Origin of the sequence: Streptomyces cinnabarinus, assembly GCF_027270315.1 — a bacterium.
GTDB classification, from domain to species: Bacteria; Actinomycetota; Actinomycetes; order Streptomycetales; family Streptomycetaceae; genus Streptomyces; species Streptomyces cinnabarinus.
Window position 1 is genome coordinate 39,376 of the sequence record NZ_CP114413.1, and the last position, 13,590, is coordinate 52,965.

A 13,590-nucleotide genomic window follows, 5' to 3' on the forward strand; every position below is an offset into this window, starting at 1 on the left:
AGACGAGAGAGGGTGTGGCAGCATGGCGACTGCGACGATTCTCAACGTGTACTGCGTGCGGCCTTCCAGTGGGACCGATGAGGCTGTCAACGAAGCAGTTCTCAATGCCCTCGCCAACTTGTCCGGCAGCCTTCCGTTCGGTGAAGTCGGCGCGAGTATAGAGGAGTTCCTCGGTTCGCTGCCCGAGGTCATCACGGCCATCGACACTGCGGGCGATTACCCGGATGACTTCTTCCTGACCACGTCGACCGACGGCGCATTGTCGAACGGAATCTGGCCTCTCGACGATGACAGTGAGCCGACGACCGTCCCTCTGCGGGCATCCCAGTCCAGTGAGCCCTACACCGATGTGTCGGTGGGTGGAACCCAGAACCTCTCCCTCTGGGATCGGGACCCTTTCCCCAGCGGTAACGACCACTTGGGCGCAATCCAGTTGCTGGGCACCGAGGCCGGCGAAGGGGAAAAGATCAAGCTGGCCAAGAACAGCGTCCATGGGTCGGCCTACTACGTGACGTACAGGGTCGAGTGAGAGTTGAGCCTGGGAGGATTTCCCCCTTTCGGCCACGCCCCATCGCGAGCCGGGCCCACTCAGCTCTGCAAGCGAAAAACCGTTGCGGCGGTTGCGCAGCCGGCAGCACAGAAATCCCGGCTCGCCGATGGCGACAACGCACACAACCGATGATCACGCGCGCAGTCTGGACTTGTTGCATGCCCATCGCCCCCAGCCTCGCAAGTGGCAGGAGGTTCGTTTGCCGCGCTAACGGGTCCCGCTGAGCTCTCCCCGCACCGGGGGCAGTGTTCCACGGACATTCCGCGGCAGCCGACCCCCGGCCCAGCCAGTTGGTGTCGCTTCGGTCGATCCTGAGGCGGACGGCGGCGGCAACACGCCGCCAGCAAGGTAGACCAGGGCTAACTCGGCTGCCCTAACAAGTTTGCCGACTGTGAGTGGGTCTGGCTTGCTGGAGGGAGTCGTTGCTGACCGATGAGAGAACGGTGACGTGATGCTCAAGTACGAGGAGGTGCTGGAACTGCTTGCCGACAGGCCTGAAGCCACCAGAACCTATCCCGTAGCGTCGGATCTCCTGAGGAGACTTCCGCTGGACACTTCGCCCCACTTGAGGGCGATGGACGAGGGCGAGACACAAGAACTGGCTGACCACCTTGAGGTGCCCGCGGCAGCCATCGAAGGGCCCTTGAGGGTAGTCGATGTCAAATGCTCGTACTGCGATCGTGTCATTACGTTTCTCGATTTCGTCAAGACAGCAATCGATGACGGGCAACACGATCTCGCTCAGCTCCGCGAGGTTCTCACTGGCCGCAATGGTGCTTGGATCACTATTCGCGGCCGCGACGGTGGTCGTCCCGTCCGGTGTGCGGGGTGTGACCGCACCGTTGACGTGACCAGACGTAAGGGAGGCGGAGAGTACTCGGAATACTCATCCGGCTCCTACGCCTATGCCTGAGGACGGTGTGCTGTGGCCAGCCACGCCCCGGAAGGCCCCTTGTGGATCTTTGCAGGGCAGGGGTCACGGCAGTGGATCGACTTGGCAGGCTCGCGGAGAGCCCAAGCACTGGTGCACGATTTGATCGACGTGACGGGCGCGGATCCCGCCAGCGGGGAAATGGAGTCCTCTCGGTACTCGCCCGAGCTGCAGCCGGCCCTTCTGTCTATTGCGCATGGGTTGGCGCAAGCATGCCAGGAGCGGGGCGTGAGGCCGGGAGGTGTCTTGGGACACAGCTTCGGCGAGTATGCCGCTCTTGTGGTGGCTGGATCACTCTCCTTCGACGATGCCATCGGCCTTGCCGCCACACGAGGACGGGCGATGGCCCGCCTGGCCGACGGGTCCGGCTCCATGCTTGCTGTCATCGGGCTACCGGACACGATCGTGTCCCAAGTCCGTGGTGAGTTGCGGGAAGGCGGTCGGGCAATACATATCGCGGCCTACAACAGTTCGACTCAGACCGTGTTGAGCGGGGAAGCGGATGCGCTCCCTGAGGCCGCGTCACGCTGTCGCTCACTGGGCGCGAAGCGTACCCGTATCCTCCAGGTCCCTTTCGCGGCCCACTCGCCGTTCATGACTTCTGTCAGGGAACAGCTCGTGGATCAGCTGCAGAAAGTGTCCGTTGCCAAACCGACCGTTCCATTTTACTCAACAGTGACAGGGGCGTTTACAACCGACCCGACGGAGATCCGTGAACTCCTACTGCGCGGGGTGACGGACCCCGTTCGTTTTCGACAAGCAGTCGTGACAGCTCTCCGCCAGGGCTACGAAACGGTCGTGGAAATCGGATCAGCATGGCCACCCACCCTGCTCGGCTTCGTGCGGGACATCTCCCGCGATGATCTCCCAGGGCGCAGGACTCCGCTTCTGTCGGCTGTCACGACGGATGATGATGCCCCGAACGGCCGACTTTTCACCTCGTCAAGTGTTCTCGAAACGTCCCGTGATGGATCCTGATCGCACACCGCTGGAACCGAGACGGGATGAGGTTCACCGATGACCGATGTCAGCCACGAAGCCATCATGCAGCAGGTGGTTACCGCGCTCGCCGACGACATGAGAATCCCACGAGAGAAGATCAAAGCAGATTCTCATGTCTTCAACGACCTTGGCATGGATTCGGTGGACCTCTTGAGTGCCGTCACCCTGCTTGAGGAAAAGTTCAACGTGACCATCCTTGACGAAGAAACCCAGCACATGTTCGTGGTGAAGGACATCGTCGGGATCATCCAAAACAAGCTGAGCAGGCCGTGAGACGAGTCGTGGTGACAGGCATAGGGCCTGTCACGCCGGTCGGCATAGGGCGGGAGCAATTCTGGACTTCGCTGGTAGCCGGTCTGTCCGGGATCGATCACCTTACTCGGTTCGACGCCTCGGGACTGGACTCACGAATCGCCGGTCAGGTCAAGGATTTCGAGCACTCCGCCTCCTTGGACCCGCAGCGAGCCTGTAAGGCGGAGCGTTTCACCCACTTTGCCTTCGAAGCCTCTCGCCTGGCTCTGATGGACGCGAACCTGCACATCGACGATGTGGACCGCGGCCGGGCCGGTGTTGTCGTCGGCTGCGCGTACGGCGGAATCTCCCGTATCGAAAAAGAGGTCGTGAAGCTCGCCGCCAAGGGACCAAGGGCAGTACCGCCGCAGATCAGCCTCACGTGCAGCGCCAATGCTGCGGCGGCCTTCGTCTCGATGGAGCTCGGGTCGACCGGACCGACCGAGAGCATCGCCTCCGGTTGCGCCTCAGGAGCCCACGCAGTGAGCCGTGGATCGGACCTGATCAGATCAGGGAAAGCCGATGTCGTTCTGGCCGGTGGGACCGACGCGCCGTTGACCTTGTTGTGCATGGCGAGCTTCTGCTCCGCTCGGGCACTGTCCAAGCGAAACGACGCCCCTGCAGCCGCCTCCCGTCCTTTCGACCAAGCCCGAGACGGCTTTGTGTTCAGCGAGGGAGCGGTCGTCCTGGTCTTGGAAAGACTCGACTTCGCCCTCGCACGTGGAGCACCGATCTTGGCCGAACTCCTTGGCTACGGTCATTCCGCGGACGCCCACAATTGGGCCGCACCCCATCCAGAAGGACAAGGCGCCGTGCAGGCTATGGAGTCCGCCCTGAGATGTGCCGATATCACGCACGCCGACATAGGCTATGTCAACGCCCACGCGGCTTCGACCCTCCTCGGAGACCGCGCTGAGGCAAAGGCCATCGAGAAAGTCTTCCAACAAGACCCGCCCCTGGTGTCGTCCACCAAGTCGATGACGGGGCACCTGCTGGGCGCCGCGGGAGCGCTCGAAGCGGCAGCCACGGTTCTCGCTGTTCATACAGAACAACTGCCGCCCACGATCAACGCCGAATCACTCGACCCAGAATGTGGTGTGGAGGTGATCGCCAACCACAAGCGGCACGAAAAGGTGGACGCCGCCATGTCCAACTCCTTCGGTGTTGGTGGCATCAACGCATCGCTCGTGGTGGGCAGGTACTGAGATGACAGACCGGCTGCCGCCGCCTCAGCAGAATGGTACGGCCGCCGTCTAGTGTGGTGCGCCTGAAATCGCGGGCTTAAATCGCGCCGAGTTGGTGCGCTGGGTGAGCGGGGCGGTGGCGCCCCGTCTTGTCGAGCGGGCCCGCAGCGTTTTGGCGCTCGTGCGCGGGCGGAGTTGCAGGTCACCGCGGACACAGTGAGGAAGTGGCGGTCCGGACTGGCGGATGAGCCGCGGCCGGGCCGGCGCAAGTCGGAGCTGGTGCTCAGTGATGAGGAGCGGGCTCAGCTGACGCGTTGGGCCAGGCGCGCCAAGACCGCTCAGTTCCTGGCTCTGCGGGCGAGGATCGTGCTGCGGTGCGCGGAAGGCAGGACGAATAAGCAGGTGGCGGCCGAACTCGGGGTGCGCGAGCAGTCGGTGAGCCGCTGGCGGGCCCGGTTCGTCGAGCGGCGGCTGGACGGGCTGACCGATGAGCCGCGGCCCGGCAGGCCGCCCTCGATCCTGCTCGACCAGGTCGAGGATGTTGTCGTCGCGACGCTGGAATCGACCCCGGGTCAGGACACGCACTGGTCACGGGCTTCCATGGCCGAGCGCACCGGGCTGTCGAAGTCGACGATCGGGCGGATCTGGAAGAAGTTCGACCTCAAGCCACACCTGCAGGATGCCTTCAAACTCTCCACCGATCCGCAGTTCGTCGCGAAGGTCGTCGACGTCGTCGGCCTGTATCACCACCCGCCCGAGAAGGCGGTGGTGCTGTGCGTGGACGAGAAGAGCCAGATCCAGGCGCTGGACCGCTCGCAGCCGGTGCTGCCGATGATGCCGGGCATGCCCGAGCGGCGTACCCACGACTACCTGCGGCACGGCATCACCAGTCTGTTCGCCGCGTTCAACATCGCCGACGGCACGGTCATCGGTGAACTGCACCGCCGCCACCGGGCCGTCGAGTTCAAGAAGTTCCTGGTCACGATAGACAAGAGGGTTCCCGCCGGGCTCGATGTGCACCTGGTGTGTGACAACTACGCCACCCACAACACCCTCGAGATCAAGACCTGGCTCAGCAAGCACCCCCGCTTCCATGTCCACTTCACTCCGACCGGCTCCTCCTGGATCAACCAGGTCGAGCGATGGTTCGGCCTGCTGACCGACAAGCTCATCCGCCGCGGCGTCCACACCTCGGTAAAGGCGCTTGAGGATGACATCAGAGCCTGGATCGACTCGTGGAACGAGAACCCCAGGCCCTTCACCTGGACCAAGACCGCCGACGAGATCCTCAACTCGCTCGCCGACCACCTCGCCAAGGTCACTCCTCCAGCCAGCGATAACCAGCGACAGATTTAAGCCCGCGATTTCAGGCGCACCACACTAGAGCGTGGTGAGGCCGAGGTCGTCGAAAACGGCCCGGATGTGGTGTCCCACGCCGTCATTGCCGGCTCCGCCCCAATGGAGTCCTACAACCCGGCGCCAGTCGCCGTCATTGGTGGGGCTTCCCGCCTCCATATAGAGGGCCCCGGAATCGCCGATGTCGGAGAAGTCACTACCATCGCCGTCGATCCACATGTCAGCGTGTGATCCGCTGTGCCCCGAGTCGTAGTCGATCAGGTCCACGATGCCGAACGTGCGCCCGGTCGTGCGCCCGGTCTTCTGAACGCGCATGTCAAGCGTGGCGTCGGCAATCCCGAAGACTGCCGGTCCTCCGCCAATGATCGAGGCACTCACGACAGCGGGGTCGACGGGGGCAGCGACCGCGGCATCCAGGGAACCTGCCCTCAACACCGAACCGATGAGGTCGACAGGCAGTCGACCGCCATCATCTCTTGACGGCTGCGAAATCGCCTTCCCCGTCACAGAACCGAAAACATGGCGATTGGACAGGGCCACCGCTTGATTTGTCACGGTATCCCACACCCAGCCACCGAGAGTGCCCGAGTTGCCGGCGCTCATCCCCCCAGGTACTGGCCGTTCCTTGCCACCGAGATTGACGCCTGCAGGTGCGGGCGCGTTCTCCGGGACAGGCTTGGCACGTTCTTGGACGTCGACCCTAGCGACGACCTCTCGGCCGTCCGCTGCAATGAGACGCAGCTCCTGCGGAAGACGTCGGTCTTCTGACACACGCTCCAACGGCAGCTTCCGCTCGACGTGCACCACAACCGCGTACTCGTCGACTTTTTGATCTGCGCGGCGCCGCCGCCCAACTCCGATGCCGTGCACATCTGGGTGGGCAAGCAATTCGTCGGCGAACCGTTCTTTCGCAGCACGGGCTGCCACCAGAGCGTCCCACGTCAGGCCACTGTCCGTCATGGGAATACGTGCCCCTCTATTGCGGATGACCGCCGTCTGCGCCACCGTCTCCGCCGCCGGACGGCGATACCGGTCCATGTCCTGGTCCCGGCGAACCGCCGCAACCACACTCCTCAATCACCAAGGCATGGATACGTTCCTGCCGACTGAGGCGGTCGCCCGGCATAACCTGGGTGCTGATCATCTTACGGATCTCCCGAACGGGTTCCGCGCTCACGCGAACTTCGGTGATTCCGGCTACCCGAAGTGTTTCCTTGATCTCGTCCCAGAGATCGTTCTTCGCGAGAAATTTCATAAACTCGACGGCGTTGTCAATGTCTGACTCAGCGAAGTTCTCACCAGTCGATGTACTCATGCTGGACTCCTTTCGCCTTGATTCCATGCTCCGGCGGCCACCCAAGCTGGGCAACTCGAAGCACTGCCGATCCACAGCCCCTGTACAGCACATCCGTATCGGCGCAGGCGAGCGGCACGCATCGGGCCCAGTGCACCCTGGACAAGCAGCTTGATGACAGCGGCCGTGCTGGCGTGGGCGGCGCCGGTCGAGGCACCCCTGCCGTGATCCTCCAGCGGTCACTTCGCCACGTCCTGCCTCACCGTCGGCGAGGTGACCGCTCGCGAGATCACCGACAACGCCAGGGATCCCCGACCAATCTGGCCATCAGTCACGACCAACACCGTTGCAGTACTTGAGCGGGGTGCCCTTCCCGTCGCGGATCTGGTGGGGTTTGCTACATCTTGCGCTGGTCGACCGGCAACGGCCCGGGCGCGGCTCCCCCGCTTCGCGCGGACGTGCGAGTCATCCACACACACTCGTGAACCGGTGAGCTTGCTGGCCGCGTTCGGTGTCGAGAGCAGAATGCAGCGCAACCGTTGGGAGACCCCTGCCTGCTGCCGGCGGTCCAGACGCCACCAACAGTTACGAGCCCTCAGGACCGACCTCCGCCTGCAGGTTCACGCCAGCCTGCGTGGGATTCTCTCGGGATGGATTCATTCGCAGCCCGGCTGGACGGCGCATGGGAGTGGTGGGCGGCCGCTATCGAGGATGCGCAGGAGGGCCGATGGGTTCGTGATGCCTTGGAGCGGGATGTGGTGGCGGACATCATGGCATCGACCAATGCCCTGCACGGAGGAAGGTCGGCGCCCTTCACCGAGGACTCATGGCACGTACGTATCGGGCGGATCGCCAATTGGGCCGGGGTACTCCGGCTTGCCGCTCGGGCAGGGAGGTGGGAGCTCCAGCCTGTCGTCGGACACAGACCGAAGCGTCCTGCGGGTATGGCCGATTTGCTGTCCGGCATCTACGCGATCGGCGCACAGGGTGAGATGTGGATGGATCAGCTCCTTCGAGAGCGCCGGACACCGCAAGAGAAGGAGATTGCCCAGGCCGAGGGTTTCCTCACCGGGCCAGGCTCCATAGAGGATCTCGAACTGTTCTTCTACGACAGCTGACTTTCATCCCTGCTCGGCCGGCGTCGCGCGGCCCCGCGTCAGCGAATATGCTCCCGGATCGCGCGAGGCGAAAGCGCGGGGTCGGCCAGGACGGCATCCAGTCGGGTCCATCCCCACACACGCGTCAGCGGCACGACCGTGACAAGGTCGCGAACAGCTACAGCCGCGAACAACTGACGGGCTGTGACCGCCGCGGCCCCGCCACCAGCGCAACCTGCCGCCAGGCATCCGACCCACCTCGCAGCGGGCCTGTCACCGGCATCTCGTAGGCTCCACGCCATGAACGACGGGCAATCCGGCAGACGGGTCATCGACGGACGCTTCGAGCTGGAAGCGCGGCTCGGTGGCGGCGGTATGGGCATGGTGTGGCGGGCGCGCGATCTGGTCCTGGACCGGGCCGTGGCGCTCAAGGAGGTCCGGCCGTCGGATCCAGGGCTGGCCGAACACGATCCGCAGGCCGCGGCCATGCTCCGGGCCCGAGTGTTGCGCGAGGCCAGGGCGCTCGCCCGTGTCGACCACCCCAACGTGGTGACCATCCACCACGTGGTCGACGGAGGGGACCATGCCTACCCCTGGCTGGTCATGGAACTGGTCACCGGGGGATCGCTCCAGGACCGGCTCGAACAGGGGCCCTTGACACCCGTGGCCGCCGCCCGCCTCGGCCGCGAGGTGCTGGCCGCGCTACGCGCCGCACACGATGCCGGTATCCAGCACCGCGATGTGAAGCCCGCCAACGTCCTGCTGCGGCCCGACCAGCGTCCCGTCCTGACGGACTTCGGCATCGCGGCGATCAGGGAGTCCACGGTCCTGACCGCGACCGGTTCCCTCATCGGCACACCCGACTACATGGCGCCCGAACGCATCGCCGGCGGCGAAGGCGGCCCGGGTTCGGACCTGTGGTCGCTGGCGATGATGCTGTACGTCGCTGTCGAAGGCCATCACCCGCTACGCAGGGCAACCACCCTAGCAACCCTGGCGGCACTGCTGAGCGAGGAACTCCCACCACCCCAGCGGTCCGGACCGCTGACCGGCTTCCTCAACGCCATGCTCGTCAAGGATCCGGCACAGCGCCCCGACACGACGACAGCCGACCACATGCTCGCGGCGGCCGGAGAGGGGCAGGACACGGCCGCGAGTACCGCACCCGGCCGCACGGACGCACCGCACGCGGCGACTTCGTATCACCTGGCGCCCCCGACGGAGCCGACTACCACGCGGTCCGCACAGCTGTCGCCGCCCGGTTTCGGGCCACCGCCGGTCGGCTTCGCACCACCCGCTCACTTCGGCGCACCGCCCGCACCTCCGAGCCAGAGCCCGACGGTCCGGCCCACGACAGCGCGGCCCGGCGGCCGTTCGAAGCACACGGTCGCCGTCGCTTCATCCGTCGCGGGGGTGGTACTGGTAGGAGCGCTGGTGTGGACCCTGCTGCCCGACAGCAGCGAAAAGGGCCGCGACTCCTCGGCCGGCTCATCCGGCTCCTCATCGGCCACCACGCCTGGTCCGTCGGCCACCAGGCCTGACACGTCCCGCTCATCTTCAGCGGCAGCGAGCGACACGAAGACCGGGCTGCTCACGCCGGACGGCATCCGTACGGCGCTCGCGGAGATCAAGACCGCGACCGGCACGGACCGCGCATCCAGCCTCTCCATTTACCCGGAGTACGTGACCGTGGACATCATGGTCAAGGGCAGCGAAACGAAGCACGACAGCTACACCTACCGCCCCGGCAGTGGCGTCGAGAAGGGCATCATCAGCGGCTCGATAATCGGCGGCGAACAGCCTTTCAGCCTCGACGACTTCGACTGGGATGTCGTCCCCGCCCTGCTGAAGCGGGCGGAGAAGGACCTCAACGTGGCGCGCCCTACCTTGCGTTACCTCACCGTCCGCCCCGCTGACGAGACCTTCGACACCCCGTTGGGACTGGGCGTGTACCTGTCCGACGAGCACGCCTCGGGCTACCTCAACGCCGACCTGAAAGGCACAGTGACCCGCGTCGTCCCCGCCGAGGACTGACCTCCCGATTCGGCAGGCAAGGGTCTTCCGGCTCTTGGCCGCATCGCGAGCGTCGGTCGCGCGGCGCCGCCTGTGCCAGCGTCCGCACATCGTCGTCGACCAGGAAGGCCCGTGCCGGACCAGACGCGCCCTGTCATCAGCGCGCATCCGGGGGTACGCCCGACCCGCGGCAGGGCCAACCACAGGCCCGACCACGGATTCCGCGCCCGCACCGTCCCCGACCCGGGCCCCCATGGCCGGGGCCCGGGTCGGGGACCGGGAGTTGCCTCCCTGCCATGCATCAGGCCAGCACCCGGAGTCGGGCTCAGCGCCTGGCCACGAAGACGTGCGCGGCGATCTGCGTGGGGAGTTCGGCGGTCCTCCCGTCGTTGCTGACCATCACGCCGACGGACGACGACGTCACGCTCACGACCGTGCCGGGCCGCACCCCGGCGTATCGCAGGGCGTACATCAGCCGGCAGTCTGCCTGGATCGGCTCCCCGATGCGTGTCACGACCGCGCTCGCGCCGTTCGGCCCCAGCCGCAGGTCGCGGAGGCTGACCATGCTGTCCCCGAGGACCGGGCCCACGGTGCCCGTTGCGCCGAGTTCCTCCAGGCCCGGGATCGGGTTGCCGTAGGGCGATTGGGTCGGGTGGTGCAGCAGTGTGACGATGCGGCGTTCGACCGCCTCGCTCATCACGTGCTCCCAGCGGCAGGCTTCGGCGTGGACCTGCTCCCACTCCAGCCCGATCACCTCGACGAGCAGGCACTCCGCGAGCCGGTGTTTGCGCATTACACGGGTGGCGATGCGCCGGCCCTCCTGCGTCAGCTCCAGGTGCCGGTCGTCGGCGACGTGCAGCAGTCCGTCGCGCTCCATGCGGGCCACACTCTGGCTGACGGTGGGGCCGCTTTGGTCCAGGCGCTCGGCGATGCGGGCGCGCAGGGGGACCACGCCCTCCTCCTCGAGCTCCAGGACGGTGCGCAGATACATCTGCGTCGTGTCGATGAGCCTGGACACGTTGCTCGTCAGGCGGGGGTTTCGGCGGTGGCGATCAGGACCGCACGGCCGAGGATGTGGCCGGCCATCGTGAAGCCGAGAACGGCCGGGGTGGCGTCGGCCGCAACGCCGACGGAGGCGACATCGAGGGCGTGCACCACGACGAAGTAGCGGTGCGGGCCGTGTCCGGCCGGCGGGGCAGCTCCGATATAGCGGGCTGCGCGGGCGTCGCCCGGCAGCTGGAAAGCACCCTCGGGCAGGCCCGAGCCGGTGTCGTCACCGGCTCCCTCGGGCACTTCGGTGGTGGTGGCGGGGATGTCGGCGACCGCCCAGTGCCAGAACCCTGACCCCGTGGGGGCGTCGGGGTCGTAGACCGTGACCGCGTAGCTCTTGGTGCCCTCCGGGGCTCCGTTCCAGGACAGCTGCGGGGAGATGTCCTTCCCGCCGGGAACGCCGAAGATGCCGGAGTACTGCTCGGGCGGCCAGGGAGCGCCGTCAGTGACGGTGGTACTGGTGACGGTGAACGACGCCGCCTCGGGGAGACGGGCGAAGGGGTCGTTGGCGCGCATCGCGTCATTCCTTTCAGGCAGTGCTGGGCAGGGGTGGTTGGTCGGGGCGCCGGCAAGAAGCCCGCTGCATCGCGCAGGGCTGCCGCGTTCCCCGTCGACCACTGAATCGACACTAACATAGATAATCGATTATTTGAGGGATCGTCTATGATGGAGGCATGACTCAGACGGCCCCCGCCTCGGCCTCAACGGGCAAGCAGATGCTCTCCGAGCAGGTCTACGTCCACCTGCGGGACGCGATCATGCGCGGCGACTACGCCCCCGGCGACGCCCTCAAGCCCCAGGACCTCGCCAAGCAACAGGCCGTGAGCCTGGCCGTCGTACGCGAGGCGCTCGTCCGGCTGGTCGGCGAGGGCCTCGCCGACCGTCTGCCCAACCGCGGTTTCGCCGTGCCAGCCTTCTCCGACCGCCGGTGGCAGGAGATCGCCGAGGCCCGCGCGACCATCGAACCGGTCATGCTGCGCATGTCCATCGAACGCGGCGACGTCGACTGGGAGGCCCGGGTGCGAGCCGCCCACCACCGCCTGGCCCGCACCCCCGTATACGTGGCGGACGAGGGCGAGCACTACAGCAGCACGTGGTCGGAGGCCCACCGGGTCTTCCATCGCACCCTGTTGGAGGGGTGCGGCAATCCCGTCCTGCTGGAGACGTTCGACCGCATGTGGACGGCGAGCGAGCTGGCCCGCCGCTGGTCGGCACACCGCAACCCCGACCGCAACGGCACCGTTGAACATCGCCGGCTGGAGGAAGCCGCGCTGGCCCGCGACGCCGACACCGCAGCCGACGTCCTGACCCAGCACCTCACCCGCACCGCAGCCGACCTCACCGGCCCCACCCCCGACAGACCCGTCAAGGAGGCGCGATAGACCCCGTACGCCCCACCGAACCCCGGTGAATGCCGCCTTGCGGGCCGCGACGCCGGAGGCCTGCGGGCATGGTGGCCCTGTTCGCCGTCACGCGTCGGGCCGGTCAACGGGCCGGCGAGGGAACGTCATTGCATCATCGGCAATGCCAACCCTTCAGCTGGCGGTCACCGTTTCGCGGTAGTTGCTCTGACCGGGCGCTTCCTAGCATCACCGCGTGCGAAGACGACAGACACTCGTACTCGGCGCAACAGGCCTACTGGTGACAGCAGCTGCCATCGGGATCTACTTCTACGGTGCGTTCTTCGGCTGGTGGGCCCGCCCGACCGTCCGCAACGCCCCGGAAGCCGAACCCGCGGCTGTGGAGCAGCTCGCGAGTGGCCTGCGCTACCCCTTCGACCTTGCCTTCCTCCCCGACGGGTCGGCGCTGGTCACCGAGCGTGAATCGGGCCGCCTCCGCCAGATCTCCCCAGACGGAGGGCTCACCGATGTCCGCATCATTGATGAGATCGCCGAGCCGACCGTCCAAGCGGGGCTGCAGGGCGTGGCCATCTCCCCCACTTACGAACGGGACGGCTGGATCTACGTCTACTACACCACCGAGCACGACAGCCGGGTGAGCCGGCTCCGCCTGGAGTCCTCGGCTCCCCTCGAGCCGATCCTGACCGGCATACCCAGCGGCAAGATCCATAACGGCGGACGGATCAGGTTCGGCCCCGACGGCATGCTCTACATCACCACCGGGGAAGCCGACGACCGTCCCCGCGCCCAGGACCAAAAGGACTTGGGCGGAAAGATCCTTCGCGTCACTCCCGCGGGCAAGCCGGCACCCGGCAACCCTACGGCCGGCTCACCGGTCTACAGCTGGGGATTCCGCGACCCTCAAGGGCTCGCCTGGGACGACAAGGGCCAGCTGTACGTCTCCGACTTCGGCCACCACAACCTCGACGAACTGAACCGGGTCACCCCCGGCGGCAACTACGGCTGGCCCGAGGTCGAAGGCACCGGCGGGGAGCCCGAGTTCACGGATCCGATCGCGACCTGGAAGCCCGCCGACGCCTCCCCCAGCGGAATGACCTACCACGACGGGCGGATCTGGATCGCCTGCCTGCGCGGAGAACGCCTCTACCGCATCGCCACCGACGGCTCCTCGCCCCAACAGCTGCTGACGGGTCAGTACGGCCGCCTACGCCTGGTGACACCGGCCCCGGACGGCTCACTGTGGGTACTCACCAACGGACGAAGCGGCCCCGACCACGACCTGATCCTCCGGGTGACGCCCTGACACGACCAGCCTCGCGCCCCGGCGAGCACAGGTCACGACGCGTCAGATCTCGCTGGGCAGCCCTCGCTTCCCGCGGCCGCCCTCCCCGCGGCCTTGACCGCCGCGCCGTGACCGTCGGCAAATCTGGCGCAAACGGGCTCACCGCGTGCACAAGCGCC

At 66.3% G+C, this 13,590-nt stretch carries 14 protein-coding genes; 10 read left to right on the forward strand and 4 right to left on the reverse strand.

Annotated elements, in window-relative coordinates; all coding sequences use genetic code 11:
* Positions 1 to 22 precede the first annotated feature (22 nt).
* The 6 genes from STRCI_RS00145 to STRCI_RS00170 all read left to right on the forward strand — a co-directional run bounded on the left by STRCI_RS00145 (position 23) and on the right by STRCI_RS00170 (position 5,314).
* Positions 23 to 529, forward strand: a complete 507-nt coding sequence (locus STRCI_RS00145; RefSeq protein ID WP_269656695.1) for a hypothetical protein — start codon at positions 23 to 25, stop codon at positions 527 to 529.
* Positions 530 to 1,001: 472 nt separating this feature from the next.
* The gene (locus STRCI_RS00150; RefSeq protein WP_269656696.1) at positions 1,002 to 1,463 is read left to right on the forward strand and encodes a hypothetical protein; all 462 of its coding nucleotides are present in this window, start codon (positions 1,002 to 1,004) and stop codon (positions 1,461 to 1,463) included.
* A 159-nt stretch (positions 1,464 to 1,622) separates the two neighbouring features.
* Entirely contained in the window at positions 1,623 to 2,459 is an 837-nt protein-coding gene (locus STRCI_RS00155; protein WP_269664452.1) for an ACP S-malonyltransferase, read from the forward strand.
* 39 nt (positions 2,460 to 2,498) lie between these two features.
* Positions 2,499 to 2,756 carry an acyl carrier protein gene (locus STRCI_RS00160; RefSeq protein WP_269656697.1) on the forward strand — a complete coding sequence of 86 codons (258 nt, stop codon included), beginning with the start codon at positions 2,499 to 2,501 and terminating at the stop codon, positions 2,754 to 2,756.
* A complete protein-coding gene (locus tag STRCI_RS00165; protein WP_269656698.1) occupies positions 2,753 to 3,979 on the forward strand; it encodes a beta-ketoacyl-[acyl-carrier-protein] synthase family protein in 1,227 nt (408 codons plus the stop codon). Before STRCI_RS00160 ends, STRCI_RS00165 begins: the two co-directional genes overlap by 4 nt.
* Before the next feature lie 216 nt (positions 3,980 to 4,195).
* Entirely contained in the window at positions 4,196 to 5,314 is a 1,119-nt protein-coding gene (locus STRCI_RS00170) for an IS630 family transposase (protein WP_269664453.1), read from the forward strand.
* 24 nt (positions 5,315 to 5,338) lie between these two features.
* Here the strand turns inward: STRCI_RS00170 and STRCI_RS00175 are convergent, their stop codons facing one another.
* Together STRCI_RS00175 and STRCI_RS00180 are read right to left on the reverse strand one after the other, a co-directional pair.
* Positions 5,339 to 6,274, reverse strand: coding sequence for a hypothetical protein (locus tag STRCI_RS00175; RefSeq protein ID WP_269656699.1), 936 nt, complete (start codon positions 6,272 to 6,274; stop codon positions 5,339 to 5,341).
* Positions 6,275 to 6,290: 16 nt separating this feature from the next.
* On the reverse strand, positions 6,291 to 6,629 hold the full coding sequence (locus tag STRCI_RS00180) for a hypothetical protein (RefSeq protein ID WP_269656700.1): 339 nt from the start codon (positions 6,627 to 6,629) through the stop codon (positions 6,291 to 6,293).
* A gap of 629 nt (positions 6,630 to 7,258) precedes the next feature.
* Here STRCI_RS00180 and STRCI_RS00185 point away from each other — a divergent pair.
* Positions 7,259 to 7,726 (forward strand): hypothetical protein, encoded by a 468-nt coding sequence (locus STRCI_RS00185; protein WP_269656701.1) that lies wholly within the window; start codon positions 7,259 to 7,261, stop codon positions 7,724 to 7,726.
* Positions 7,727 to 8,005: 279 nt separating this feature from the next.
* Entirely contained in the window at positions 8,006 to 9,739 is a 1,734-nt protein-coding gene (locus STRCI_RS00190) for a serine/threonine-protein kinase (RefSeq protein ID WP_269656702.1), read from the forward strand.
* Positions 9,740 to 10,043: 304 nt separating this feature from the next.
* On the opposite strand, the gene STRCI_RS00195 is transcribed toward STRCI_RS00190, so the two are convergent.
* Positions 10,044 to 10,736, reverse strand: coding sequence for an iron-dependent transcriptional repressor DtxR (locus tag STRCI_RS00195; protein WP_269656703.1), 693 nt, complete (start codon positions 10,734 to 10,736; stop codon positions 10,044 to 10,046).
* A gap of 8 nt (positions 10,737 to 10,744) precedes the next feature.
* A complete protein-coding gene (locus STRCI_RS00200; RefSeq protein ID WP_269656704.1) occupies positions 10,745 to 11,284 on the reverse strand; it encodes a YbhB/YbcL family Raf kinase inhibitor-like protein in 540 nt (179 codons plus the stop codon).
* A gap of 158 nt (positions 11,285 to 11,442) precedes the next feature.
* Here STRCI_RS00200 and STRCI_RS00205 point away from each other — a divergent pair, with 158 nt between their 5' ends.
* Both STRCI_RS00205 and STRCI_RS00210 read left to right on the forward strand, forming a co-directional pair.
* The gene (locus tag STRCI_RS00205; RefSeq protein WP_269656705.1) at positions 11,443 to 12,150 is read left to right on the forward strand and encodes a GntR family transcriptional regulator; all 708 of its coding nucleotides are present in this window, start codon (positions 11,443 to 11,445) and stop codon (positions 12,148 to 12,150) included.
* 214 nt (positions 12,151 to 12,364) lie between these two features.
* Complete coding sequence (locus STRCI_RS00210) at positions 12,365 to 13,432, forward strand: PQQ-dependent sugar dehydrogenase (RefSeq protein ID WP_269656706.1); 1,068 nt, start codon at positions 12,365 to 12,367, stop codon at positions 13,430 to 13,432.
* Positions 13,433 to 13,590 lie beyond the last annotated feature (158 nt).